Annotated in this window: 25 protein-coding genes; 16 read left to right on the top strand and 9 right to left on the bottom strand. The window is 66.4% G+C overall.

What is annotated here, in order from left to right; translation table 11 throughout:
- Window positions 1–69 precede the first annotated feature (69 nt).
- From BUF17_RS02355 to BUF17_RS02325, 7 genes are all read left to right on the top strand, one after another.
- Entirely contained in the window at window positions 70–1,131 is a 1,062-nt protein-coding gene (locus BUF17_RS02355; protein ID WP_073625573.1) for an MBL fold metallo-hydrolase, read from the top strand.
- A gap of 175 nt (window positions 1,132–1,306) precedes the next feature.
- Complete coding sequence (locus tag BUF17_RS02350) at window positions 1,307–2,041, top strand: cytochrome c biogenesis CcdA family protein (RefSeq protein WP_073625572.1); 735 nt, start codon at window positions 1,307–1,309, stop codon at window positions 2,039–2,041.
- 137 nt (window positions 2,042–2,178) lie between these two features.
- A complete protein-coding gene (locus BUF17_RS02345) occupies window positions 2,179–2,652 on the top strand; it encodes a winged helix-turn-helix domain-containing protein (protein ID WP_428977611.1) in 474 nt (157 codons plus the stop codon).
- Between the two features lie 171 nt (window positions 2,653–2,823).
- Window positions 2,824–4,353, top strand: a complete 1,530-nt coding sequence (locus tag BUF17_RS02340; protein WP_073625570.1) for a CDP-glycerol glycerophosphotransferase family protein — start codon at window positions 2,824–2,826, stop codon at window positions 4,351–4,353.
- Window position 4,354: 1 nt separating this feature from the next.
- On the top strand, window positions 4,355–5,035 hold the full coding sequence (locus tag BUF17_RS02335; RefSeq protein WP_084563806.1) for an HAD-IB family phosphatase: 681 nt from the start codon (window positions 4,355–4,357) through the stop codon (window positions 5,033–5,035).
- Window positions 5,011–5,676: an NTP transferase domain-containing protein gene (locus BUF17_RS02330; RefSeq protein WP_073625569.1), complete on the top strand. Its 666-nt coding sequence runs from the start codon at window positions 5,011–5,013 to the stop codon at window positions 5,674–5,676. Before BUF17_RS02335 ends, BUF17_RS02330 begins: the two co-directional genes overlap by 25 nt.
- An 83-nt stretch (window positions 5,677–5,759) precedes the next feature.
- A complete protein-coding gene (locus BUF17_RS02325; protein WP_175563589.1) occupies window positions 5,760–6,506 on the top strand; it encodes a class I SAM-dependent methyltransferase in 747 nt (248 codons plus the stop codon).
- On the opposite strand, the gene BUF17_RS02320 is transcribed toward BUF17_RS02325, so the two are convergent.
- Together BUF17_RS02320 and BUF17_RS02315 are read right to left on the bottom strand one after the other, a co-directional pair.
- A complete protein-coding gene (locus tag BUF17_RS02320; protein WP_073625997.1) occupies window positions 6,497–7,801 on the bottom strand; it encodes a dihydroorotase in 1,305 nt (434 codons plus the stop codon). The genes BUF17_RS02325 and BUF17_RS02320 overlap by 10 nt on opposite strands.
- Window positions 7,802–7,890: 89 nt before the next feature.
- The gene (locus BUF17_RS02315) at window positions 7,891–8,847 is read right to left on the bottom strand and encodes an aspartate carbamoyltransferase catalytic subunit (RefSeq protein WP_073625567.1); all 957 of its coding nucleotides are present in this window, start codon (window positions 8,845–8,847) and stop codon (window positions 7,891–7,893) included.
- A gap of 301 nt (window positions 8,848–9,148) precedes the next feature.
- Here BUF17_RS02315 and BUF17_RS02310 point away from each other — a divergent pair, with 301 nt between their 5' ends.
- Window positions 9,149–10,789 (top strand): acyl-CoA dehydrogenase family protein, encoded by a 1,641-nt coding sequence (locus BUF17_RS02310; protein ID WP_073625996.1) that lies wholly within the window; start codon window positions 9,149–9,151, stop codon window positions 10,787–10,789.
- A 26-nt stretch (window positions 10,790–10,815) separates the two neighbouring features.
- Here BUF17_RS02310 and gph read toward each other — a convergent pair whose 3' ends face one another.
- Entirely contained in the window at window positions 10,816–11,496 is a 681-nt protein-coding gene (gene gph / locus BUF17_RS02305) for a phosphoglycolate phosphatase (RefSeq protein ID WP_073625566.1), read from the bottom strand.
- 440 nt (window positions 11,497–11,936) lie between these two features.
- On the opposite strand from gph, the gene rpiA reads away from it, so the two are divergent.
- From rpiA to BUF17_RS02270, 7 genes are all read left to right on the top strand, one after another.
- Window positions 11,937–12,683, top strand: coding sequence for a ribose-5-phosphate isomerase RpiA (gene rpiA, locus BUF17_RS02300; protein WP_084563803.1), 747 nt, complete (start codon window positions 11,937–11,939; stop codon window positions 12,681–12,683).
- Between the two features lie 42 nt (window positions 12,684–12,725).
- Entirely contained in the window at window positions 12,726–13,283 is a 558-nt protein-coding gene (locus BUF17_RS02295; protein ID WP_139282372.1) for a DUF2059 domain-containing protein, read from the top strand.
- A 143-nt stretch (window positions 13,284–13,426) separates the two neighbouring features.
- Window positions 13,427–14,854 carry a glutathione-disulfide reductase gene (gene gor / locus BUF17_RS02290; RefSeq protein WP_244530733.1) on the top strand — a complete coding sequence of 476 codons (1,428 nt, stop codon included), beginning with the start codon at window positions 13,427–13,429 and terminating at the stop codon, window positions 14,852–14,854.
- Between the two features lie 65 nt (window positions 14,855–14,919).
- Window positions 14,920–17,013 carry an acyltransferase family protein gene (locus BUF17_RS02285; protein WP_175563587.1) on the top strand — a complete coding sequence of 698 codons (2,094 nt, stop codon included), beginning with the start codon at window positions 14,920–14,922 and terminating at the stop codon, window positions 17,011–17,013.
- A gap of 270 nt (window positions 17,014–17,283) precedes the next feature.
- On the top strand, window positions 17,284–18,678 hold the full coding sequence (locus BUF17_RS02280; protein ID WP_073625993.1) for a class II 3-deoxy-7-phosphoheptulonate synthase: 1,395 nt from the start codon (window positions 17,284–17,286) through the stop codon (window positions 18,676–18,678).
- A gap of 38 nt (window positions 18,679–18,716) precedes the next feature.
- The gene (locus tag BUF17_RS02275; protein ID WP_139282371.1) at window positions 18,717–19,046 is read left to right on the top strand and encodes a YnfA family protein; all 330 of its coding nucleotides are present in this window, start codon (window positions 18,717–18,719) and stop codon (window positions 19,044–19,046) included.
- A gap of 173 nt (window positions 19,047–19,219) precedes the next feature.
- Window positions 19,220–20,044: a DODA-type extradiol aromatic ring-opening family dioxygenase gene (locus BUF17_RS02270; protein ID WP_073625563.1), complete on the top strand. Its 825-nt coding sequence runs from the start codon at window positions 19,220–19,222 to the stop codon at window positions 20,042–20,044.
- 109 nt (window positions 20,045–20,153) lie between these two features.
- Here BUF17_RS02270 and BUF17_RS02265 read toward each other — a convergent pair whose 3' ends face one another.
- Complete coding sequence (locus BUF17_RS02265) at window positions 20,154–20,651, bottom strand: CC0125/CC1285 family lipoprotein (protein ID WP_073625562.1); 498 nt, start codon at window positions 20,649–20,651, stop codon at window positions 20,154–20,156.
- Between the two features lie 409 nt (window positions 20,652–21,060).
- On the opposite strand from BUF17_RS02265, the gene BUF17_RS02260 reads away from it, so the two are divergent.
- Window positions 21,061–21,609: a flavin reductase family protein gene (locus BUF17_RS02260; protein WP_210215379.1), complete on the top strand. Its 549-nt coding sequence runs from the start codon at window positions 21,061–21,063 to the stop codon at window positions 21,607–21,609.
- Window positions 21,610–21,673: 64 nt separating this feature from the next.
- On the opposite strand, the gene BUF17_RS02255 is transcribed toward BUF17_RS02260, so the two are convergent.
- From BUF17_RS02255 to BUF17_RS02235, 5 genes are all read right to left on the bottom strand, one after another.
- Window positions 21,674–22,609 (bottom strand): pirin family protein, encoded by a 936-nt coding sequence (locus BUF17_RS02255; protein WP_073625561.1) that lies wholly within the window; start codon window positions 22,607–22,609, stop codon window positions 21,674–21,676.
- A 53-nt stretch (window positions 22,610–22,662) separates the two neighbouring features.
- Window positions 22,663–22,941 (bottom strand): exodeoxyribonuclease VII small subunit, encoded by a 279-nt coding sequence (locus BUF17_RS02250; RefSeq protein WP_073625560.1) that lies wholly within the window; start codon window positions 22,939–22,941, stop codon window positions 22,663–22,665.
- A 114-nt stretch (window positions 22,942–23,055) separates the two neighbouring features.
- Complete coding sequence (locus BUF17_RS02245; RefSeq protein WP_073625559.1) at window positions 23,056–24,063, bottom strand: L-threonylcarbamoyladenylate synthase; 1,008 nt, start codon at window positions 24,061–24,063, stop codon at window positions 23,056–23,058.
- An 8-nt stretch (window positions 24,064–24,071) separates the two neighbouring features.
- Entirely contained in the window at window positions 24,072–25,100 is a 1,029-nt protein-coding gene (locus BUF17_RS02240) for an asparaginase (protein WP_073625558.1), read from the bottom strand.
- A 65-nt stretch (window positions 25,101–25,165) separates the two neighbouring features.
- Window positions 25,166–25,948, bottom strand: a complete 783-nt coding sequence (locus BUF17_RS02235) for an SDR family NAD(P)-dependent oxidoreductase (protein WP_073625557.1) — start codon at window positions 25,946–25,948, stop codon at window positions 25,166–25,168.
- Between the last annotated feature and the right edge of the window lie 102 nt (window positions 25,949–26,050).

Below are 26,050 nucleotides of genomic sequence, written 5' to 3'. Positions count from 1 at the left end.
TCATCCCGTCCCCGCCACATTCGTAGGGATAAAAGGCCGCCCGATCTGTTGTCGCCTGGGAGTCGTATCATGGCCGATGTGTCCGTCGCCTCTGTCGAAGCTGCCGATTCCGTCGTCCTGACCGAAGTCGGCCGCGACTGCTATGCCGCGACGCTGACCGGCCATCCGACCGTCGGCGCGATCGTCGGCGTCGACGGGATCGTGCTGATCGATGGCGGAGAGACGCCGGCCGTCGCCGCCCAGGTCGGCGAGGCGCTGCGCCGCATTACCGACAAGCCGGTGCGCAAGGTGGTGTTCACCCACTACCACGCCGACGCCACCCTCGGCGCGGCAGCGTTCGACGGTGTGGAAATCCTGTCGTCCTCGCTGACGCGCGGGCTCATGAGCGACCGCGGCCGGCAAAATCGCGAGCTGATCGCCCACCGCCGCACGGCCGGCGGCGAGACTGTGCCGTTCACCGCCATGCGCCCGGTCTGGCCGACGGTGACGTTCGGTAGCTCGCTTTCGCTGTGGTCGGGAGAGCGCGAAATCCGCGTCATGCATCTCGGCCGCGGACATACGCTCGGCGACGTGGTCGTGTGGGTGCCCGATGCCGGCGTGATGTTCGCGGGTGATCTCGTCGTTTCCGGCGAACTTCCGGACCTCGCCGACGGCTATCTTCGCCAGTGGCCGGTAACGCTCGACCGCATCGCCGCCTTCCGACCGACGGCGCTCGTTCCGGGCCGAGGCATGTCGGCGACGTCCACGCTCGCCGTGGAGGAACTGCTCGGCTCGATGCGGCAGATGCTTGGCGCCTTCGTGCAGGCGACGGACGACTTCTACGACGACCGCACGCTCCCCGCCGTCCACCAGCGTGCTCGCGACGGCCTCGCCAACGTGGCGCCGGACGTGGGAGCGAGCCCGGCATTCGATGCGCTGCTGCTGGTCGGTGCCTCGCGCGCTCTCGCGGAGTCCGACGGACGGGAGCAGCCGGATATATGGTCTGTGGAACGTGAACGCCAGGCGCAGGACAGGCTCGCGAATCTCGGGCCCGCGCTGCCCGACCTGACCATGGCCGACCTGGTGGCCGCCGACCTCGCCGCGGAGATGGGTGATATCGTCGGGGACGACGGCGAGCGTCAGGAAGGCTGAACCTTCCTGCGCCGAACCGGGGCGGGCGCGATGCTCCCCCGCTCCGGGAGCCCGCCGTCCGGTTGTTCTTCGGGCGCGGGCATGCCAAAGGCTTTCGGCACCCAACGCCGGATGTGACAACACCGTCGGCAGGCGACGCGTTCGGGCAGGGGCGGGCGGGCAGGAGCGGACGGGCATGGCTTTCGATATCGGGACAGGCGCGGCGGTCGTCGGGGGCATTCTCTCGTTCGTTTCCCCGTGCGTGCTGCCGCTCGTGCCGCCTTATCTCTGCTTCATGGCGGGCGTCTCGCTGGATGAACTCGCAGGCGAGGCTGAAACCGGCGGCATCCGCCGGCGGGTGGTCGTGGCCTCGATCGCCTTCGTGCTCGGGTTTTCCACCATCTTCGTCGCCCTCGGAGCGACCGCCTCCACGATCGGCCGGCTGCTCGCGCTCTACCTGCCCACGCTCGCCGTGATCTCCGGCATCGTCATCCTGGTGATGGGACTGCATTTTCTGGGCGTGTTCCGCATCCCGCTGCTGATGCGCGAGGCGCGGATGGACGTGCGCCGCGCCCCGGGACCCGTCGGGGCCTATGTGATGGGCCTCGCGTTCGCGTTCGGCTGGTCGCCCTGCATCGGGCCAGTGCTGGGCTCGATCCTGTTCGTCGCCGGCAGCGAGGCGACGGCGTTCGAAGGCGCGCGGCTTCTCGTCGCCTATTCGCTCGGGCTCGGCATCCCGTTCGTGCTCGCGGCGCTGTTCTCCACCTCGTTCCTTGGCCTGATGCGCCGCTTCCGGCGCCACATGCACCGCGTCGAGCAGGCTATGGGCGGGCTACTCGTGGTGACGGGCATCCTGTTCCTCACCGGGCAGATGTCGACGCTGTCGTTCTGGCTTCTGGAGAAATTCCCCGGCCTCGCGTCGGTCGGCTGACACGGTCGACCGGACCTGCGCGGCCAAGCGACGCCGTCGGGCGTGCGCGCAGTTGCGCCGATGACGCTTGCTCACCGTCCTCCCGGTCGTCAGGATTGTCGCAGGGGCAGGATATCGCGTGTGCACGGCGGTCGACGGTGAACGAGAACGGGCGGTCCAGTGATGGGGCAGAGCCGGCGCGAGCGCGACGCCGATCCTCCTGGCGTGGTCGCAGCGCAACGGGCGGCACCGCGACTGATGCCGGCCCGAAAGACGCCTCCAACGGCTCGATGGATGCCACCCTGCGCATCCGCATCCACTTCGGCGACCGCGGCTTCTTCGGCCCCGGCAAGGCTCAGCTTCTGGAACTGATCGCCTCGGAAGGCTCCATCGCGGCGGCGGGCCGGGCGATGGGCATGTCCTACCGCCGCGCGTGGCTGCTGGTCGAAGATATGAACGCCCTGTTCGACGCGCCACTGGTGGCCGCCCAGCACGGTGGTCAGGGCGGCGGCGGCGCCGTGGTCACGCCGGAAGGCATGGCCGTGCTCGCCCGCTACCGGGCGGTGATCGAGAAGGCAGAAGCGGCGGCGGGGCAGGACATCGCGTTTCTGGTCAATCGGCTGTCTCCCTGACAGCCGTCCCCCGCGTCTCAGGCCGGAAACGTCCGCCTGCCGAACGGACCTGACCGCAGCAAGTCAGTCTGACGAAAGATTGCGGCAATAGAGTGCGAGCCGTGAAAGGCCATCCTGTCTTTGCCCGCGAAGGCTGGGGGCCACGCCGAATTATCTGCGAAAGTGGATCAAATGCTGAACTCCGATACCGCAACAAGGCCGGATTCCGTAGCGGAGATCACGACAGAACTCGCAGCTTTGAGGCAAAAGGTCGATTCCCTGGCAGAGCAGATCGAACTGCAAGGTAATATCCAGGTCGAAATCGCCAAATTGCTTCAGACACTGCAATCTCAGCAAAAATATCTTCCGAGGTTAGTGGAGCAGATTATCGAAAAGACGCTTGGTGAAAAAGCCAAGCAAGGCTCCTCGATAAGCAATGAGTTCATCGGAAAATTGGCCGACGATATCGTCGGAATCAATCAGCATTTGCATGCGATTAAGCAGGTCTCGAATTTGACGCTGCGAAAAATTCCTTCGACGGAATCGAAGATACGCTGTGTCTTTATCGTCCAGTCAATTCCAATGTGGGACGCGCTCGCTGACGTTTACATGGAAATGGTGAAAGATGAGCGCTTTCACCCAATGATTGTTTCTATAAATCATAGTCATCTCGGAAGAGCGGAGTTCTCCGGCGAAGATATCGTCCATAATTGGCTGGAAAATCAAGGGATCCCGCATATTCGCCTCGATGTGCAATCTCTTGAAGCCTTGGATATCCTCCGAAATCTGATGCCGGATGTTGTATTCAGGCAGCAGCAGTGGGATATACCTGTGCCGCCGGGGTTGCGGACATCTGAGATTACATTTGCCCGCATTTGTGTCGTTCCCTATGGCATGGGCGTGCTCGCGAATCCGGACGCAAAGGATTCTTCGGACGAAGCCTATGCAAACAACTACGACCAAATCTATCATCGTAGTGCATGGAAAGTTTTTTGCGAGACTAAAATAACACAGTCTTATTATAGATCTTTCCAACATTCCGATCCCGATAAGTTCGTTCTGAGTGGTTACTCAAAATTCGATAAGCTGCGGCAATACAAGGGAAAAGGCGTCTGGCCGCTCGGTGAATCAGGGGCGAGAAGCTTCCGCGTCATCTGGGCACCTCACTTTTCGCTTGCAATCCAGAATCAGGGATTCGGCGTCTTTCACAAAATCTATCGCGAGATGCTCGATTGGGCTCGAAGCGATGAGAGCATTCAGTTCGTCTTCAAGCCGCACCCGGCATTTGAGTACGCCGTTAGAACAACCAGGCCTGCGACCGGCGTCGATTACGACGATTTCATATCGAAATGGACGAGCCTCCCCAACTGCGGGCTGTGCGAGGGCAATTACGGAGAACTGTTCGCGTCCTCGGACCTCATGATCACGGACGGCGTTTCATTTCTGACCGAGTATCACATCTTCGAAAAGCCGCTGATATTTATCGATTCCTGCTGTCACGCTCCGTTCAATGAGCTTGGGCGAATTTCGGAGAAGTGCGCCGATCGCGTGACGACGTTCGATCAATTAAAATCCGCCGCTCTGGAGTACAGATCCGGAAAGCCTTTCATGTTCGAAAACGAGCGAGCATATTTACTCAGTCTTATATTTCCGCGCGACGAGCCGGCCGCTCAGGTGATTCTTAATACTATCGCGTCCGACATTTACCCGTTGAGGTCTTGATATGTACAGGACTGAGAGGCAGCCTTTTATCGTGCGTTCGGAGAGCGCGCGGTCGCTCCCGACGCCGCACGAGCGGGATGCCGGAACCGCGTTTGCCTTCGATCTGGATGGAACAGTCACACGCGCTGAGCTGCTCCCCATGATTGCGTCGGAGCTCAATCTTGAGCCTGAGATGCGCTTGCTCACCGAGTTGACGATGGCCGGATTGATCCCCTTCGAAGACTCCTTCAGGTTGCGGTTCGCCATTCTGCGCAGCGCCGCTGTCGAACGCATCCATTCGATCGTTTCGGAAGTCGAATTCGATCCCTATATCGAGGATTTTATAAATACAAATCGCGACAGATGCTTTGTCGTTACGGGCAATCTCGATATCTGGATTCAGCCTCTCATTTCGCGTCTCGGCTGCAAATTTTATACATCGACAGCGACGGTCGACCAGGAGGGGCGGATAACGGGGCTCGACATGGTGATGCGCAAGAGCGTCGTCGGCCTTGAGCTGAAGGAGCGCTTCGACCGCCTTGTGGCGATTGGGGAAGGGTTCAACGACGTTCCCATATTCGACGTTGCTGACATCGGAATTGCCTTTCAGGGAATTCACCGGGCTCCCGATGCCTTGATCTCTGTCTCCAATTACGTCGCCCTGGATGGAAGGTCGCTATGTCGATTGTTAAACACGCTGTGATCGCCGCGGCCGGCCTGGGTTCCCGGCTCGGTCATGGCAAACCCAAGTGCCTTGTCGAAGTCGGCGGCGTCATGATCTTGAAACATCTGCTGCATCTGGTCAAGGATGTGGAAGATGTTCGCGTTGTCGTGGGCTTCGAAGAAAAGACGGTCATTTCCGAGATCGTGCGCATACGCCCAGATGTGCTTGTCGTCCGCAATCCAGGTTTCCGGAGCACCACGACGCTGCACAGCTACGAACTCGGAGCCCGCCATCTTAGCGGCGATTGTCTCTTCATGGACGGCGACATGCTGATCGAACCGGATGGTTTTGCAGCCTTCCTGGCGACGTGCCGCCCCGGCGTCCCGCGCCTGGGGATCACGAAAGCGAAAACGCTCGATGCCGTCTTTACGACAATCGAAGGCGGTGCAGCCACGGCTTTTTCGCGGAATGAGCCGACGACTTACGAGTGGGCCAATATCTCCTGGCTTCCAATCAAGTTCTTCTCGGACATCGGCAACACGGCGGTCTATGAGCACTTACGGCAGTATCTTCCGATGGATACGATGGAGTTGACGTCGTACGAGATCGATAACGAACACGATTTGAGTCTCGCCAAGCAAAATCTCCATCACTTCGATCTTGCGGCCCTGGCGAGTTAAGATTCTTCTGTTTCCGCGCAAGCCAGTCATGCGATGACCGATGCCTGCATCGGGTTCACGGAAAGTCACTCTCGGGGTTTATGATGAGCCGTATCTATCAGAATAAAGAGGAAATCGATTCTGAGCAGATTCGCGAATTCTTTAATGAACGGGCGAGAAAGGAGGCCAATGCTGTTAATGCAGTGATGCTGCAATCTTCTGGCTCCACAATTGCCTTAGATCGCGATGCACATGAAAGAGAATATCTTCTGCCGCGTCTTTCAAAGCCGTCCAAAATCCTCGATTTTGGCTGTGGCGCTGGGAGACTCTCAAAGGTCTATGCTGGCGAATCGCATTCGTATCTGGGGCTCGATTTTTCGGAAGATCTGATCTCGCTTGCCAGCAAGGAATCTTCAGCCGGAGATGTCTACTTTCAACTGGCGGATATACCGAATATCGACCCTTCGACCTTGAAGTTGAAGCCTCCCTTCGACTACTTTATCGTCACCGGTCTTTTTATATATCTTAATGATCAAGCCGTTTTTGATACGCTTTCCTTAATCGCGCAACTCTCCTCCAAAAACGCTCTCGTTTATATAAGAGAGTCAGTTTCCGAGATGGACGTGCGCTTGACTTTAAAGGAGTATTTTTCGGAAGAGCTGGATCAGGTCTACAATGCGATCTACAGGACACCCGATGAACTGCGCGATGTGATTGGCAGCACGCTTGTTCCGGCGGGATTCCAGTTCCAGGCCGACGGAGACTATGCCTTTCCGCCGCATTTGCGAAACCGCGCGGAGACCGCTCAGCGATATTTCATTCTGTCCAGAGGAACCGTGTTTTACAGATGATGCGTGGTGCGTAACGCCGGCGAGACGAAAGTCGGCTCTCCGCCCACGAACGTCGCCACCACCTTGCCCTGGAAGCGGGCGCCTTCGAACGGCGTGTTCTTGGAGCGGGAGACGATGGACGTCTCTTCCAGGATCCACGGCGCGCCGGGGTCGAACAGGACGATGTCGGCCGGGCTACCCTGCATCAGCGTGCCGGCATCGAGCCCGAGCCGGCGCGCGGGCGCGGTCGACAGCACCTCGATGAGCCGGGGCAGGGGGACGAGCCCATTGTGCACGAGGCGAAGGCCTCCCGCCAGCAGGGTCTCCAGTCCGATGGCGCCGTCGGCCGCTTCGGCGAACGGATGCCGCTTGGTCTCCACGTCCTGAGGGTCGTGGTTGGAAACGACGATGTCGATGGTGCCGTCCGCGACAGCGGCGACCACGGCAAGGCGGTCCTCCTCGCTGCGGAGCGGCGGGGAGAGCTTCACGAAGGTGCGGTAGGCGCCGATGTCGCGCTCGTTGAGCGCGAGATGGGCCGTGGACGTCGCCGCCGTCACGTCGAGCCCGGCGGCCTTGGCGGCGCGGATCGCCTCGACGGAGGCCGCGCAGCTCACCAGAGCGGCGTGGTAGCGCCCGCCGGTGAGGGCGACGAGGCGCAGGTCGCGTTCGAGCGCGATCACCTCAGCTTCCCGGGGAATGCCGGAAAGCCCGAGCCGGCTTGCGGTCTCGCCCTCGTTCATCACGCCGCTACCGACGAGTTCCGGGTCTTCCGGACGATTCACGATGAGCGCGCCAAAATCGCGGCCATATGTCAGCGCTCGTCGCATCACGCGCGAGCTGACGATCGGCCGGCGGCCATTGGTGAAGGCCACCGCGCCGGCTTCGCCAAGGAGCCCGATCTCCGTCGTCTCGCGGCCTTCGAGGCCCTTGGTGAGCGCGGCCATCGGGTGGACGTTGACGATCGCGGTATCCCGCGCGCGGCGCAGCACGAAGTCGACCAGCGCCGGGTCGTCGATCACCGGATCGGTGTCGGGCATGGTGACGATCGTCGTCACGCCGCCGGCGGCGGCCGCCTGGCTGGCAGTCGCCAGCGTCTCGCGGTGCTCGTGGCCGGGCTCGCCGACATAGACCAGCATGTCGACGAGGCCGGGCGCCGCGACGAGCCCGCTGCCGTCGACGATTTCGGCGCCGTCCGGCGCCGGCAGCGACGCAGCCTGCGGGCCGATGGCAGTAATGCGGCCGTCCACCACGTGGATCGCCCCCACGGCGTCGAGCCCGGCGGCCGGATCGACGATCCGCGCGTCCGCGATCACCAGCGGGCGGCGCGCCTCGGCGCGGTTCGATCTCGTCCACCCGTCCCGGGCGGCGGTGGGGGAGTGCCAGGGCGCGGGCAAGGCCGGGTTCCTCAGTGCTGCGGGAGGTGGGCGGAGAGAGCCTCGAGTACCGCCATACGAACGGCGACACCCATTTCGACCTGCTCGCCGATCAGGCTGCGCGGCCCGTCGGCGACCGAAGGCGCGATCTCGACGCCGCGGTTCATCGGGCCGGGGTGCATCACCAGGGCGTCGGGCGCCGCATAAGCGAGCTTTTCCTCGTCGAGGCCCCAGTAATGGAAATATTCGCGCACGGAGGGCACGAACGAACCGTCCATTCGCTCGCGCTGAAGGCGCAGCATCATCACGATGTCGGCGTCCTTCAGGCCGGCCTTCATGCTGGTGTGGACTTCCGCGCCCATGTCGCGGATGCCGGCCGGAAGGAGCGTCGAGGGTGCCACCACCCGCACGCGCGCGCCGAGCGCCGACAGCAGCAGCATATTCGACCGCGCGACGCGGGAATGGAGGATGTCGCCGCAGATCGCGACTGTCAGACCGGAGATGCGGCCCTTGTTCCGGCGGATCGTCAAAGCGTCCAGCAGGGCCTGGGTCGGATGTTCGTGCGCGCCGTCGCCGGCATTGATCACCGAGCAGCCGACCTTGCGCGCGAGCAGTTCCACGGCGCCGGCCGCATGGTGGCGCACCACCAGGATATCCGGCCGCATGGCGTTCAGCGTCTGCGCGGTGTCGATCAGCGTCTCGCCCTTCTTCACCGAGGACGAGGCGACGGACATGTTCATCACGTCGGCGCCGAGCCGCTTTCCGGCCAGTTCGAACGACGACTGGGTGCGCGTCGAGGCTTCGAAGAACAGGTTGATTTGGGTGCGGCCGCGCAGAATGTTGCGCTTCTTCTCGACCTGGCGGCTGAGGGCGACAGCCTGATCCGCCAAATCCAGCAGCGTCTCGATTTCGTAGGGCTGAAGGCCCTCGATGCCGAGCAGGTGTCGATGGGGAAACAGGGGCGGGGCGCGGTCCGACAGATCGTTCATCGAGAACGACGCTCTAGTCCCTTACGCCCCTCGGGGCAAGGCGCCTCGCACACTTGATATTAGGGTCTTTGTCGAATCATGGGGATCGTCGAAGATTCATGCGCCCGAGGGAGACGATTCCGGTTGGCAGAGGGGCATATCCGCGTCTCCATGTCGTCGACTGTGTCTTCCAGCCCGCGCTTCGGCTGAACCGAGCGCTCTACTGCCGCCGAACCAGTTCCTCAGATCGGGACCCTTTGCCTCGATGCCGGCCGGACCTTTCGAACTCGATCCCCCTCTGTCCGATTCGGCGCCCGATGCGATGCGGGCCTTCGAAACCCACGACGTCTTCAATCAGACGCCGCCGGTGGTCGGCCGCAACCTGTTCGACACCGACCCCGTGGTGCTCGGCGCGCTCGAAGCCGCGCTTGATCCCGACATCGAAGAGATGCTGCAGCGGGCCGGCGCCTACTGGGGCTCGGCCGAGGCGCTGGAGATCGCGCGCCTTGCCAATACCGCGCCGCCGGTGCTGCGCACCCACGACCGTTTCGGCTATCGCCTCGACAGCGTCGAGTTCCACCCGGCCTATCACGCTCTGATGCGCCATAGCGTCGATGCGGGGCTCCATGCCGCGCTGTGGGAGAGCGATCCCACGCTCGCCGGGCGCCGCAACGCGGTCCGGGCTGCGGGCTATTATCTCGCCGCACAGGGTGAGGCCGGCCATCTCGGCGCGCTGACGGCCACGAGCGCCGCCGTGGTCGCGCTTGCCGCCGATTCCGGCGTCGTCGATGCCTGGCTGCCCGGCATCCTGTCGCGCCGTTACGATCATCGCAGCCTTCCGGCGGCGCAGAAGCTCGGGCTCACCATCGCCATCGGCCTCACGGAGAAGCAGGGCGGCACCGACGCGCGCACCACCACGACGGTCGCCGAGCCGGCCGGCGAGGGGCTTTGGCGGCTCACCGGCCACAAGTGGTTCTTGTCCGCACCGATGTCCGATGCCTTCGTGGTGCTCGCGCAGGCGGAGGGGCGGCTCGGCTGCTTCCTCGTGCCCCGGGTGCTCGATGACGGCGGCCCCAATGCCGTGCGGTTCCAGCGCCTCAAGGACAAGCTCGGCACGCGCTCCAACGCCACGGCCGAGGCTGAACTCGCCGGTGCCTATGGTTTCGCGCTGGGCGAGCCCGGCCATGGCCTCGGCGCGGTGCTGCAGATGGTGACGCTGACGCGGTTCGACAGCGCTGTCGCCTCCGCGGGCCTGATGCGTGCGGCCCTGACCGAAGCGGTGCACCATGCCCGCCATCGCGTCGCCTTCGGGGCGACGCTGATCGACCAGCCGATCATGACGCGCGTGCTCGCCGATCTCGCGCTCGACTCGGCCGCGGCGTCTGCGCTGGTGATGCGCCTCGCGCTCGCCTTCGATGCGGCGACCACCGATGCGGCCGAGGCGGCCTATGTGCAGCTGATGACGCCGGTCGCGAAATACTGGGTGAGCAAGATCGCGCCTAGTCTGATCGCCGAGGCGATGGAGTGCCTCGGCGGCAACGGCTATGTCGAGGAAAGCGTTCTGCCGCGCCTCTATCGCGACGCTCCGGCGCTGACCATTTCGGATGGTCCCGGGAATGCGATGTGCCTCGATGTCCTGCGGACGCTGCGCCGCGATCCGGCGGCGCTCGATGCCGTGCTGGAGGAGATCGGCCGCGATATGGAAACCGAAGGGCCGAGTTCCGTGGTCGATATCCGCTCGACCGCCGCGATGGCGGTCGGCGATCTCGGCGCGGCGCGGGTGCTGACGGAACAGCTCGCGCTCGCCGCCGCCGCCTCGGCGCTGCGCCGCTGCGCGCCGCGGGTTCTGTCCGATGCGTTCATGGAAACCCGCATCGTCGGACCGTGGCGCGCCACCTACGGCAAGCTCGACGGCCGCTTCGACGCCCGCGGCATCGTCGACTATGTGGTGCCCGCTGCCTGACGGCAGCAACGGCAGGCGAGGCGGCGTCAGGCCGTCTCGCTCGTAACCCCGAGACCCTGCACCGCGTCCCACAGCGCGTCGAAATGGTCGATGATCACGTCGGGGCCGAGTTCGGTCACCGGCCGGTCGGTATAGCCGAACGTGACCGCCACGACCGGAACGCCCGCGGCCTTGGCGGCGTCGATGTCGTTGACGGAATCGCCCACCATCACCGCACGGGCGGGGTCGCCGCCGACCGCCTCGATGGTCTTGAGGATGTGCTGCGGATCCGGCTTGGTGATGCCGAAGGTTTCCTGGCCGACGATGGTGGCGAAGCGATCGGCCATGCCGAGCTTGCCGAGCAGGAGGCGCGCCAGCCGCTCGGTCTTGTTCGTACACACCGCGAGCGCCCAGCCCTCCGCCTCAAAGCGGTCGAGTGCCGCCGTCACACCGTCGAACGGGCGCGTCGCGCCGTCGATATTGGCTTCGTAATGGGCGAGGAAGGCGTCGAACAGCGCCTCCAGCCGCTCGGGCGCGAGTGTGCGACCGTTGGCGGCGAATGCGCGGGTGATCAGCGTGCGCGCGCCGCGGCCGACCATGCGGTGCACTTCGGTCTCGCTCGCCGCCGGCAGGCCTTCGGTGGTGAGGATGTGGTTCAGCGTCGCCGCGAGGTCGGGGGCGGAATCCACGAGCGTGCCGTCGAGGTCGAAGACGATGGTGGGTCGCAAGGCTCCGGTCCTTGTTCTTGAATACGCGCACGGTCGCGCGGTGCGGGCGCGGGCGCCGGGCCGTACTAGACCATTCCGCCGCATTCTGTGAAGCCGCATCCACCGGAGGGACGGCGCGGGGGGCCGCGGCCGTCGCTTCGAAGCGCCCCAGCACGGCGGACACGGCTCGTTGAACCCGGTGGTTGCGGCAGGCCGTGGCCCGAATCCCGGCGCTGGACTATGGTTCGCAGCGAGGCGTTGCCATCGAGGCGTGCGATCGGGAATTTTGCCGTCGTCCGGCGACCCCATGGTTTGCGCTCTCTTGGCCCCGCCGTCGCCGCCGTGGTAAGCACGCCCGGCTGAGGCGGGGGGAACGGCTTCGGCATGGACGCGGTGGGTCCGGCGATCTCCGGGCCGCGAGCGATGGCGACAACTCCCCAGACCACACTGGACCGGATTCCGTGAGCGCGACCGAAACCCCGAGCAACGACACGACTTCCTCCCCTGCGGCCCTGAAGCGCCTTGCGGCGCTGGAGGCGCTCAAGGAGGTGCGATCCGGCATGAAGCTGGGGCTCGGTACCGGCTCGACCGCCATCGAGCTGGTACGTGCGCTCGGGGAGATGGTGGCCGGCGGGCTTGACGTGGTCGGCGTCCCGACCTCGGAGCGTACGGCGGAACTCGCCCGCTCGCTGTCGATCCCGCTGAGCACCCTCGACGAGACGCCGGAACTCGACATCGCCATCGACGGCGCCGACGAGATCGGGCCGGACCTCGCTCTCGTGAAGGGCGGCGGCGGCGCGCTGCTGCGCGAAAAGATCACGGCGAGCGCGGCCAGGCGGTTCGTGGTGATCGCCGATGAGACGAAGATGGTCGACTGCCTCGGGCGTTTCCCGCTTCCGATCGAAGTCGTGCCGTTCGGCCTCACCGTCACACTCCGCCAGATCCGCGAGGTGGCCGGTGCACTGGGCCTGACCGGAAACCTCGAGATGAGGGCGGGAGCGGGCGGTGGACATTATGTCACCGACGGCGGCCATTTCATCGTCGATGCCCATTTCGGCCGGATTCCTCGTCCAGGCGAACTTGGCCCTGCGCTTGCCGCCGTTCCCGGCGTTGTGGAGCACGGGCTGTTCCTGGGCATGGCGGATATCGCGTATGTGGCCGGCAGCACCGGCGTCCAGATTGTCCGAACGTCTCGCGCTCGCGGCTGAAAACCGCCGGGTGTGGCCTGATCTTTCAAGGAGACCGTCAGAATGACTGCCCTTTCCAGCCGGCGCCCGATGTTCGCGGCCGCTTATGTCCTCGCCCTTGCCGCGGGTGCGCTCGCTCCGGCCGGTGCGTTTGCCCAGACCAACCCGCCGGCCGCGGCGCCGGCCGACCAGCAGCCTCAGTTCACGCCCGAGCAGCTCGCCCTGGCGCAGAAGGCCATCGACGCCTCCAAGTCCGTGGCCGGCTTCGACGACATCCTCCCGGGCGTGGCGGAGCAGACCAAGGCGCTGTTCGTGCGGTCCAATCCGCTGCTCGCCAGCGACATCGACGAGGTGACGGACAAGGTCGCGCTGAGCCTGGCGCCCCAGCGTCGCGATCTCGACCGCGTGCTGGAAGAGGTCTGGGCCCGCCGCTTCACCCAGGAAGAGCTGCAGCAGATCATCGACTTCTACCAGTCGCCGGTCGGCAAGAAGCTGGCGAGCCTGTCGCCGGAACTGGTCGCGCTTTCGATCGGCGCCGCCAAGCAGTGGCAGGACAAGATCGCCACCGAGATGGTGACCCAGGTCCGCATCGAGATGGACAAGCGCGGCCACCGGCTCTGATCGCATCCGGCCATCGTCGCACTTGAACGGCCGGTTCGGCCGGCGGGATCGCGCACCCACTTCGCACACGGGCAGTCCCGGCCGGCTCTCACCGGCCGGAACTGCCGGCTTTAGATTGACGAACCGACGGGGCTGAGACGGACATGGCTGGCGGTGAAATGGCTGATGGCGGCGTCGCCGGCGGGTTCGACTACGACCTGTTCGTGATCGGAGCGGGTTCTGGCGGCGTTCGCGCGGCTCGCATCGCGTCCGGCTACGGCGCGAAGGTCGCCATCGCCGAGGAATATCGCATCGGCGGCACCTGTGTGATTCGCGGCTGCGTGCCGAAGAAGCTGCTCGTCTATGCCTCCCGCTTTGCCGAGGCCTTCGAGGATTCCGTCGGCTTCGGCTGGCGATCGGATGCGGTGAGCTTCGACTGGCCGACGCTGATCGCGGCCAAGGACAAGGAGATCGCCCGCCTCTCCGCGATCTACGAACGCAATCTCGACAATGCGAGCGTCGAGGTTCTGCGGACGCGTGCGGTGGTCGAGGGTCCGAACGCGGTGCGCCTCGTCGCGGAGGACCGCGTTGTCACCGCCCGCATCATCCTCGTGGCAACGGGCGGCGCGCCGAGCGTCGATCACACCGTGCCCGGCATAGAACTCGCGGTGACATCCAACGAGGTGTTCGATCTGGAACGCCTGCCGGAGCGGGTCGTGATCGTCGGCGGCGGCTACATCGCGGTCGAGTTCGCCGGTATCTTCAACGGCCTCGGTGTCGAGACCACGGTGCTCTACCGCGGTTCGGAGATCCTTCGCGGGTTCGATGACGAAACGCGTGGCTTCCTCCACGAGGAGATGGTGAAGAAGGGCATCACCATCCTCTGCGGCGACAAGCCGGAACGCATCGAGCGTGTCGGCGAGGGGCTGGTGGTGACCACCGCTCGGGGCGAGACGCTGGAGACAGACCTCGTGATGACGGCGACGGGACGCCATCCCAACACCGCCGGCCTCGGGCTCGAAGCGGCTGGCGTCGCTCTCGACCTGCGCGGCGCGGTACTGGTCGATGCCCGCTCGCAAACCAACGTCCCCTCGATCTACGCTGTCGGCGACGTGACGGACCGCATCAATCTCACGCCGGTCGCGATCCGCGAGGGCCACGCGTTCGCCGACACGGTGTTCGGCGGCCGCGAGGTGGTGGTCGATCACGAACTGGTGCCGACCGCCGTGTTCTCCCAGCCAGAGATCGGCACCGTCGGGCTGACCGAGGCCGAGGCCAAGGCGCGGTTCGAGGCGCTCGACATCTACCGTGCCCGTTTCCGGCCCATGATCCACACGCTCTCCGGTCGGGAGGAGCGGATGTTCATGAAAATCCTCGTCGATGCGGCCTCGGACCGGGTCGTCGGCGTCCACATCCTCGGGCCTGATGCCGGCGAGATGGCGCAGATCCTCGGCATCGCCGTCCGGATGGGCGCGACGAAGGCGGATTTCGACGCGACCATGGCCGTGCATCCGACCGCCGCCGAAGAACTGGTGACCATGCGCACGCCGTCCGAGCGCTGGAAGCGCGACGCCTCCGCCCCGCGCTCCTGAGCCTGTTCCGACCGGCTCGACGCAGAACGCAAGAACGACACCGCGCCATGCCCGATTCCGCCTCCATGAAACGGCCTCACGGCTTTCGCGCCGGTCAGGCCGGGGATGCGTCCAGACGTGCGGCGCATCCCGCGCCCGCGATCGCCTACAGGCCAGATATCGATGGTCTCAGGGCGATATCGATCGTGGGCGTGCTGCTGTTCCATGCCTCGGTGTTCCAGCCGGCGTTCCGCCCGTTCGTCGGCGGGTTCGTCGGCGTCGACGTGTTCTTCGTCATCTCCGGTTACCTGATCACCTCCATCATCCTGCGGGAGATCGCGCAGGGCCGCTTCACGCTCACCTCGTTCTACGAACGGCGGATCCGGCGCATCTTTCCGGCGCTGTTCTCGATGCTGATCGTGACGTCGGCAGCGGCGAGCCTGCTGATGCTGCCGAAGGAAATCCGCGCCTACGGCGGAACCCTGATGGCGGCCGCCGGCTTCGTGACCAACTTCGTGCTGGCGCTCGGTGACGGCTATTTCGTCACGACCTTCACCTCCCGCCCGCTGCTTCATCTTTGGTCGCTCGCCATCGAGGAGCAGTTTTACATCGTCTTCCCGTTCATCATGATCCTGACGGCGCGGTTCCTGCGGGGCCGGTTCGCCGTTGTGATCGGGGTCCTGACGGTGGCGTTCTTCACGCTCGGCTGGTGGCTCGTGTTCCAGGGGCCGGCCTCGTTCTTCTGGACGCAGGCCCGTGCCTGGGAAATCCTGATCGGTGCCGTCCTCGCTTCGGGCGCGGTGCCCCGCCTGCATAGCAGGCACCTGCGCGAGGCCTTGGGCTGGCTTGGCCTGGCGATGATCCTCTACGCGATGGCGACCTTCACCGAAGGCGGCCCCTGGCCGGGTCCGCTCGGTCTGGTCCCGTGTGTCGGCGCCGCCCTCGTGATCTATGCCGGCGAGGACGGACCGACCGGTGTGGGGCGGCTGCTGTCGCTCAAGCCGCTGGTCGTCATCGGGCTCCTGTCCTATTCGCTCTATGTCTGGCACTGGCCGATCCTGGCGATCACCCAAAGCTATTTTCTGAACCGTCCGCTCAGCGTGCTCGACACCTGCCTGCTGCTCGGTGTCGCCGCTGTGGTGTCGGTCATCTCCCGGCGATACATCGAGCGGCCGTTCCTCGGCCGCAGCGGCATTCTCACGCGCCGGCAGGTGTTCGGCTGCGCCGTCGCGGTGGCCGTGGCGACGGCGCTGTTCGGCGCCATGCTGATCCGGACCGATGGCTGGCCCCAGCGTCTGCCGAAGGATGTCGCCGACATGGCGCGCATCTCCAAGGAAGGGCGCGGCTCTCCCTGCGTGCGCAACGTGCCGGACGGCATGGCCGATGCACCGTGCCTCATCGGCGCGGTCGGCAAGGCGGAGCCGAGCTTCGCGCTGTGGGGGGATTCCCACGCCGATGCCATCCTCGCCGCGGTCTCGGACGTCGCCGCCCGCAACGGGCGCGAAGGCGTCGCCATGATCATGCGCGGCTGCGGCCCGCTGGTAGACGGCCCGATCCTGCCGCCGTTCGCCGGCGTGCCGGAAGGGTTCGAGCAGTTCTGCGCCCCGTTCAATACCGAAGCCTATCGCATCATCACCAGCGACCCGCGCATCAAGACCGTCATCGTCGCCGCACGCTGGTCGATGTACGCAACGCTGATGGGCTACGGCGACGCCGACGACCAGAACGTCGCTCCCTTCATCGAACAGCCGTGGTTTGCGAAGGATGTCGCGTGGGCGCGCGAACAGTTCGTGGCCTCGCTGACCGCGACGATGCTCGGCCTCCACCAGGCCGGCAAGACCGTCTACATCGTGATGCCGATCCCGGAGGTGCGGGAGGACGTGCCGCAGTCGATGGCGCGCTCTCTGCTGCTCGGGCGCCCCTTCCACATCCGCTCGCACCGTGAGGACTACGACCGCCGCAATGCCTTCGCGCGCGACGCACTCCAGAAGCTCGCGGCCAACGGCATTGTGAAGCTGCTCGACCCCGCGACCGTCTTCTGCCCGGGCGAACGCTGCATGGTGCAGGAGAACGGACACCCGTTCTATTTCGACGACGATCACCTGTCGCGGCTCGGGGCCGCGCAGCTCGAGCCGATGTTCGACGGGGCGTTCAAGGCGACGGCACCGGCCGCGCCTTGAAATCGGGCGAGACAAGGGCGATTTCTCGGCGATCGGGCGCCGCATCGGGCGGCCGCCCGTCGCCCTCCGCTGCGGGCGTGCGCGGGCGCGCTGTCCCAACCCCTGTGGCCATTCCCGGCAACGGTGTGTATAAGCGCCCAATTCTCCCGGATCGCCGGAGTTCGGCGGCCGGAATGCAAGGTGAACGTCATGAATGAGACGAGGTCGATAAAGCCCTCCGTTCTCGCGCCGAAGAATGCGGCGCGGCTCGCCCGCGATGCGGCCGCCGGACTGCCGGCTTGGTCGCCCACCTCCTGGCGGGCGAAGCCGATCGTCCAGGTGCCGGATTATCCCGATCTCGCGGCGCTCGCCGCGGTCGAGGGTCGCATCGCGAGCTATCCGCCGCTGGTGTTCGCCGGTGAGGCGCGCAAGCTGAAGAAGGCTCTGGCCGGCGTCGCCGCCGGTGAGGGTTTCCTGCTTCAGGGCGGCGACTGCGCGGAATCGTTCGCCGAGCATCATGCCGACAATATCCGCGACTTCTTCCGCGTCTTCCTGCAGATGGCGGTGGTGCTGACCTATGCCGCGGCCCAGCCGGTGGTGAAGGTCGGTCGCATTGCCGGCCAGTTCGCCAAGCCGCGGTCTTCGCCGACCGAAATCCAGAACGGGCTGGAGCTGCCGACCTATCGCGGCGACATCGTCAACGACATCGCGTTCACGCCGGAAGGCCGCACGCCCGATCCGCAGCGCATGGAAGCGGCGTACCGGCAGTCGGCGGCGACGCTCAACCTGCTGCGCGCGTTCGCCCAGGGCGGCTATGCCAATCTGGAGAACGTGCACCAGTGGATGCTGGGGTTCGTCAAGGACAGCCCGCAGAGCGACCGCTACGAGGCGATCGCCGCGCGCATCACCGAGACGCTGGCGTTCATGCGCGCCTGCGGCATCGATTCCGACAGCGTGCCGCAGCTGCGCTCGACCGACCTCTACACCAGCCATGAGGCGCTGCTGCTGGGCTACGAGCAGGCATTGACGCGCGTCGATTCCACCACGGGCGACTGGTATGCGACCTCCGGCCACATGATCTGGATCGGCGATCGCACCCGCCAGCCGGACCATGCGCACGTCGAGTTCTGCCGCGGCGTCGAGAACCCGATCGGCCTCAAGTGCGGCCCGTCGATGGAAGCCGACGGCCTGCTGCGGCTGATCGACCTGCTGAATCCGGACAACGAGCCCGGGCGCCTGACCCTGATCGCCCGCTTCGGCGCCGACAAGGTTGCCGAGCACCTGCCGCGCCTGATCCGCGCGGTGGAGCGGGAAGGGCGTTCGGTGGTGTGGTCGTGCGATCCGATGCACGGCAACACCATCTCGGCCAACGGCTACAAGACCCGGCCGTTCGACCGCATCCTGCGCGAGGTCGAGACCTTCTTCTCGGTTCACCGGGCTGAAGGCACCCACGCCGGTGGCATCCACGTGGAGATGACCGGTCGCGACGTGACCGAGTGCACCGGCGGTGCGCGCGATATCACGGCCGAGGACCTGTCCGCCCGCTACGACAGCCAGTGCGACCCGCGCCTCAACGCGGAACAGGCGATCGAGCTGGCGTTCCTGCTGGCCGAAAACCTGAAGCGCGAGCGGGATCACAAGGCCACCGGCCTGGCGAGCCCGCAGGGCGTCACCACGGGCGTCTGAAGAACGTCCCGACGGGACGAACGAAACTGGAGAAGGCGGTGGCAGGAATAGCGATCTTCGCTCTCGCCGCCTTCTTCGAAATCGCCGGCTGCTTCGCAGTCTGGCAGGTGGTGCGGCTGGGCCGCCCAGCCTTGTGGCTGCTGCCCGGGCTCGCCGCGCTCGCCGTCTTCGCCTGGCTGCTGACGCGCACGGATGCGGAGTTTGCCGGCCGCGCCTATGCGGCCTATGGCGGCGTCTATATCGCCGCTTCGTTGATCTGGCTCTGGCTCGTCGAAGGCCGCGCGCCCGACCGGTGGGATATCGGCGGTGCGGCGCTTGCCGTCGTTGGCGCCGGTGTCGTGCTGCTCGCACCGCGCGGCTCGGCCTGATTTTCTCAACAATTGAGCGATTCTCGTCGCCATTGTTCATTGCGGCATGACAGTATGTCCGCGCGTCGCGTGCTCGTGCGCAGGCGGCGGGATCGCTATGCTGTCCGCAAGATCAACATCCGTTCGCGCCTGACGGTGACGCTCAGGCAGGCGATGGCGAGGAGGCGCGGGCCATGCTGCCGACCCTGTTCATTTCCCACGGCGCGCCCAACGTGGCGCTCTATGACAGCCCGGCGCGGCGCTTCATGGAATCCTACGGCGCGACGCTGCCGAAGCCGAAGGCGATCCTCTCGGTCTCGGCGCATTTCATGACCGAAGCGCCTGTTGTCATTGCCGATGAACACCCTGGAATGATCTATGATTTCGGGGGGTTCGAGCGCGAACTTTATGAGAAAGTTTATCCTGCGCCCGGAGAGCCAGAGCTCGCCCGGCTGGTGGCGGAGAGGCTGATCTCGACCGGCCTCGAAGCCCATCTCGCCGTTGATCGCGGCTACGACCACGGCACGTGGGTACCGCTTTCGCTGATCTATCCGCAGGCGGATATTCCCGTCGTGCAGCTTTCGATCCAGCCGCGGCTGGACCCGGCCCATCACTTCCATGTCGGGCAGGCCTTGCAGGGGCTTGCCGCCGAGGGCGTGCTCGTGATGGCCTCGGGCTCGATCACCCATAATCTGGGCGAGGTGTTCGACCGCAAGCGCGGCGGACTGGTGCCGCGCGATGCGCCGCCGGCACCCTGGGCGGTGGAGTTCACGGAGTGGTTCACCGCGCGTCTGGAGGCGGGCGCCGTCGCCGATCTGCTCGATTATCGCCGGCTCGCGCCCCACGCGGTACGCAGCCATCCGACCGACGATCACCTGCTGCCGATCTTCGTGGCCCTCGGCGCGGCAGGCGAGGGGCTGCGGACGGAGCATGTCCACGCCTCCGGCCAGTACGGCTCGCTGATGATGGACGCCTATGCTTTCCATCCCGCTGCCGAGGACGTCCGCCGCGTCGCTTGAGCGCGGCGGCGACCCCTTGGAGCACAGCGGACGTTGTGGTGCGACCGCTGTGCTCATCAGCCGGGGCGATGGACCCCGCCGGCCTCGCCGGAGCGTGATCGTCCGGCGATCAGGACGGACGTTCGACGCGGCTGCCGATGAAGCGGATGATCTCGTCGGCCGAATAGGTCCCGGGCGGCAGCGCCTCGCCCGGAGGCGGATTGAAGCCCTGCACGATAGTCTGCTGGCCCGGCCGGATGGACGTCGCGTAGGTCGGCGGCTGGAAGGTGACGACCTTGCCCTTCTTGGAGACTTCGAACGTGCCCGGGGAGGTCTGGTAGGTGCTCTGGCTCGTGATGTCCTGGCCGGAGACGATGCCGAAATGCGAGAAGCCCGCGGCTTTCACGGTTTCGGCGGACTTGAGCAGCACGTAGTCGCTGATGGTCGACTGCTCGGTGAACTCGTTGCCGCGCGCCGTGATGCGGAAGGTATCCGACGTGACCTGCTGGGCGCTGACGCCGCCGTCGGTCCAGAAGCCTTCTTCCTGATAAGCCGTCTGGCAGCCGGCCAGCAGGCTCGCTGCGAGCAGCGCGCCGAGGAAACGTGCTTTTCCGATATTCCGGGCCATCTTGGCTCCCCTCCGTCCGGATCGTCAGCTTTCGTCGGGCGGGGCAGACGCAGCCGGACGGGAACCCGAAGCGGCCCGCGCGCGGCATCGTCGATCATGGGTGGCGACGCTTTCCCAAAAAGCGCCCCGCGAAGACCTGACCCGAAGACCTGCCCCGAAAGAAATCCGGATCTGCAATATCATGGTCCGGCGCCGGTTTCGATGCCGGAAGTTCGTCTTCCACACGGCCTTGGCGTGCATCGCGGCAGAAAAACCCTGCCTGTGCTGCGACTGCCGTGGCAGGCTTCGACCCGTGTGACTACATAAGCCCCACGCCGGCCGTAGAAGGGCGGCCGGGTTGACGTCTCCGTTTCAATCGGTTTCGTTCCATTGCGTTTTCTTTCTTCGGCCGAGAATTGCGAGGGTCAGCGTGCGTCAGGCGTTTCTGGACGGCATGAGCCGGGCGGCTTGGATGGTTTCCGTCGTCACCACCGACGGTCCGGCCGGCCGGGCAGGGCTGACGGTCAGCGCGGTCTCGACCCTCTCGGCCGACTCGCCGAAGCCGTCGCTGCTCGTATGCGTGAAGGACAGCAACGCCTCCACCGAGGTGCTGCACCGCAACGGCGTGTTCTGCGTCAACCTGCTCTGCGACGATCAGAAATATATCTCGGACGTCTTTGCCGGGCGGACCGCAGCCGAGGACAAGTTCGCGACCGGAACGTGGACGACCCTCGCCACGGGCTCACCCGTGCTGAAGGATGCGCTCGCCGTGTTCGATTGCAGCCTGGAGAATGCCGTGCGTCATGGCACGCATTGGGTGCTCATCGGCGGCCTCGAAGCGGTCGCGATGCCGCGCGGGGATGCAAGCCCGCTTGTCCATGCCCGGCGCAGCTACGGCCGCTTCGTGCCGTTCGACACCGAGCCCGCGACGGCACAGCCGGCGTCCGCGGCACCGGCCGCGAAGGCGCTCGGCAGTTAGTGCGCTTTCCGATCTGATGGACTCATCAGCTCCGGCGGCCCCCGGGGCGCCGCGACCTGCCCTGTCAGCCGCCGAATTCCGGCAGCGGAATGAAGTCCGTCTCGCCGGGAACGGGTGAGAACCGGCCGGCCTTCCAGTCGGCCTTCGCCTGCTCCAGCCGTTCGGTCGAAGACGAGACGAAGTTCCACCAGATATGCCGCGATCCGTCCATGGTCGCGCCGCCGATCAGGCTGAACCGCGCCGCGGTGACGGCCGCGACGGTGAAGGTATCGGACGGGCGCAGCACCAGGAGGCGGCCCGGTTCGAACCGGTCGCCTGCGATCTCGACGATGCCGTCGACGAGATAGAGCGCGCGTTCCTCCGTGGCGGCATCGATCGGCAGGCGTGCGCCGGCCTCGAGCGCGATGTCCGCGAACACCGTGTCCCAGGCGGTCACCACAGGCGAGCGGACGCCGTAGGCCTCGCCGGCGATCAGGCGCACGCGCACGCCGCCATCGGAGACGATCGGCAGGTCGGTGGTCTCGTGGTGAGCGAAGAACGGCGCGCTGTCCTCGTGCTCCTTGGGAAGCGCCACCCAGAGCTGGAGCCCGGAAAGCCGTGCGCCGCGCAGGCGGTCCTGCGGCCCCGTGCGTTCGGAGTGGGCGATGCCGCGCCCGGCGCTCATCCAGTTCACGTCGCCCGGATAGATGGTCTGCACCGTGCCGAGGCTGTCACGGTGGTCGATGGCGCCGTCGAACAGGTAGGTGACGGTCGCCAGCCCGATATGCGGATGCGGCCGCACGTCCACCCCTTCACCGATCGGAAACTCCGCGGGTCCCATCTGGTCGAGGAAGATGAATGGCCCGACCATGCGCCGTCCCGCGACAGGCAGGGCGCGGCGCACCGCGAAGCCGCCGAGATCGCGCGTGCGAGGCACGATCACCTGTTCGATGCCGCCGCCGGCCGAGGGGGCGAGGTTGGGCTCGGCCACGACGAGACGCGGCTTGTCGGCATCGCTCATGGGGCGTCCTTTTCTTGGTCCCGCGGTCGCCGGCCGGCGAATGCGGTCGTCGTTCAGGCCTGGTCGGGATCGAGCGGGGCCCGGCCCGAAGGCGTGCCGTCAGCGCCGAGCTGGATTTTCTCGACCCGCATTTCCGCCCGTCGCAGCAGCGCCTCGCAGTGCTTCTTCAGGGCTTCGCCCCGCTCGTAGCTCGCGATCGACTGCTCGAGCGCGACCGTGCCGCGCTCCAGGGTATCGACGATCGATTCGAGCTCGCTCAGAGCGGCTTCGAAGCTCAGCGCCGAGATGTCGGAATGGGGCGTGGCTGCGGCCTTGTCGTCCTGCGTCGGCACGATCGGTTCCCTTTTGATGACGGTCCGGCCCGCAGTCCGTGGGCGCGGCGGGTGCGGACCATAGCACGCTTTGGCGGAAGCCGACCGGGAATGCGACGGTGCGGCCGGCTGAAATCAGGGTCGCGGCGCGGCTGCGCGGGCGAGGCGGTCGGCGAGGGCCTCGCCGAGGCCCCCCTGAGGAAGCGGCACGACCGCGATGCCGGCCGCGCCGCTGGCATCGAGTTTGCGCAGCATCGAGAACAGGTTGCGGGCGGCTTCGGACACATCGCCCGAAGGGCTGAGATTGCAGGTGGCGACCGCGTTGTCGGCATCCGCAGGCAGTTGCGAACCGAACGCGAGCAGCGCTTCGCCCGCCCGGACGTTCGTGGCGTCGAGGCGCACCGCTGCGCGGGGGGCATAGTGCGAGGCGAGCTGGCCCGGCGCCTGCGGGCGCGCTGGATCGGCGGACGGCCGCACCAGTGGCTCGCCGATCACCGCCTCGATCGCGTCGGCGGCAAGCCCGCCGGGCCGCAGCAGCACCGCGTGGGAGCCGGAAAGCCCGACGATGGTCGATTCCACCCCGACCACGCACGGCCCGCCATCGATGACCACCGCCACGGCCTCGCCGAGTTCCGTCACCACGTCCTCGGCAGAAGTCGGGCTCACCCGGCCGGAGCGGTTGGCGCTCGGCGCCGCCACCGGTCGGCCGAGGCGGGCGGTGATGAGCCGGACCGCATCCGAGCGGGGAACGCGGATGGCGACGGTGTCGAGCCCAGCCGTCACCGCCGGCGCGAGAGCCGCATCGGGGCGCTTCGCCACCACCAGTGTCAGGGGGCCGGGCCAGAACGCCTCTGCCAGCAACCTGGCACGGGCATCGAACACGCCGTGGCGCATCGCGGCTTCGACGGTCCCTTCGTGCACGATCAGCGGATTGAAGGCCGGCCGCCCCTTGGCCTTGTAGATGCCGGCGACGGCCGCGGGGTTGGTGGCGTCGGCCGCCAATCCGTAGACCGTCTCGGTCGGTACGGCGACGAGATCGCCGGCGTCCAGCACGCGGCACACCGCGTCGAGCGTCGCCGCGTCGTCAGCGAGTGCCGCGGCGGGCACGATGGCGGGGCGGCGGGAGAACGGGGCGGTCGCCATGGCCGCGATCAGGCCGCCAGCGCCGCGCGGCTGTCGGCCGCGAGGCGCACCTCGCCGACGGTGATATCGCGGCGGTTCGTCAGCGTCCTGCGGCTCCAGCGCGACAGGAACGCCCGCTCCTCGTCGTCCCGCGCGACGAACCGCTCCATGACCGCCGCCATCAACGCTTCCGATGCGCGAGTGCCGCCATCATCGACCTTGAGCGCGACGCCGAGGCCCGCGTCCGGGAAGATGGCGCAGAACACGCCTTCAGCGCCGGTCTTTACGTAGGCGCGTTCGCCGAACCGCGTCATGACCTCGGTGCAGAACCGGCCGGTGCCCGCCACCATGAACGGCGCCGCTGCGGCGGCCTTGCGCAGCCGGACGGCCGCGTCGGAACGGGCAGCCCCGAGCCCGATGCCGGTGCCGAGCCTCGCGAACGCCCGCGCCAGCCGGTCGAGCGGAACGGCGTAGGTCGGGATGGAGCAGCCGTCGATCCCCATCACGGTCTCGTCGAGCGGGGTGTCCGTCAGCGCCGACAGTGCGGCCGTGACCTCGCGCTGGACCGGATGATCGGGTTCGACATAACCCGCCGTCACCGCGCCGAGGCGGCAGGCGACGCACAGGAACCCGGCGTGCTTTCCGGAGCAGTTGTTGTGGAGCGCGGTCGGGACCTCGCCGGCGCGGTTGAGGCGCGCGACATCGGCACCGCGCTCCGGCCACTGGCAACCGCATTCGAGCGCCGAGCCGTCGAGCCCGGCCTTGCGCAGCATCGACAGGGCGGTCGCGACATGGGCTTCCTCGCCATTGTGCGACGCGCCGGCGATGGCAAGCTCTTCCACGGTGAGGCCGAGCGCATCGGCCGCGCCGGTTTCCACCAGCGGCAGCGCCTGGATCAGTTTCGCCGACGAGCGCGGAAACACCGCCCGCCCGACGTCGCCCGCCGAAACCTCCAGCCGTCCGGCCGAATCCGACACCGCGAGAATGCCAGCATGGCGGCTTTCCACCAGCGGGCCGCGGGTGACTTCAACGACGAGGGGCGACGAGGCGGTCGGCATGGCTCTTTCCATGAAGATGCTGCGCTGGATTAGACCCCGGTCCTCGCCGCCGCAAGGGCCGCGCCTCAACGCCCGCCGAGAGGCACCGTGCGCAGCAGCCCGCCGGCCGCAAAACCGCCGTCGACCGCGAGCACCTCGCCGGTGATGAAGCTCGCTTCCTCCGACAGCAGGAAGGCGATCGGCCCCGCGATCTCGTCCGGCAGGCCATAGCGGCGCTGGGGCAGGTGGGCGAGCCATGCGGAGCGCATCGACGCGCCGTGAGTGCGGGCGACGAGCGGGCTTTCGACGGGGCCCGGTGCGACCGCGTTGACGCGGATGCCGACCGGGGCGAGCGCGACCGCCATCGAGCGGGTGAGGGCCGTGATCGCTCCGTGCGCGGCGGCGGCGGCGACCTGGCCGATGGAGCCGCGAAATGCCGCCGCCGAGGCGACGTTCACGATGGATGACCCTTCCACCATATGCGCCGAGGCCGCCTGCGAGACGGCGAAGGCCCCGACCACGTCCACCTCCAGCACCTGGCGGAACGTGGCGACCTCCAGATCCTCGAAATTCTCGTCGAGCGACAGGCTCGTCGCGTTGACGAGGCCATAGATGTCGCCCCACTCGTCGGCGATGCGCTCGATCGCCTGCGACACCGCGAAGTCGTCGGAGATGTCGATCGGCTCGCCGATCAGGCGTTCACCGGCGTCGGCCATGGCGTCGAGCGAGTCGTCGATCAGGTCCTCGTCCCCGTCGAAAACGGCGACGCGCCAGCCATCGTCGATCAGCCGCCGCACGGTGGCAAGGCCTATACCGCTCGCCCCGCCGGTCACGATCGCAACCGGGCCTTCACCGCGTCGGCCTGCCATGAAGCAGTCTCCCGAATCCTGCCGAACGCTCCAAGCGGAGCGCAACCATTATCGTTGACGCCTGCCGGCGCGGCGTCCATCCGGGATGCCGGGCGCGATTGT

It is taken from the genome of Pseudoxanthobacter soli DSM 19599 (assembly GCF_900148505.1).
Classification (GTDB): domain Bacteria; phylum Pseudomonadota; class Alphaproteobacteria; order Rhizobiales; family Segnochrobactraceae; genus Pseudoxanthobacter; species Pseudoxanthobacter soli.
The sequence above is the reverse complement of the archived record's forward strand: the minus strand, read 5'-3'. Positions and strand labels throughout refer to the sequence as shown.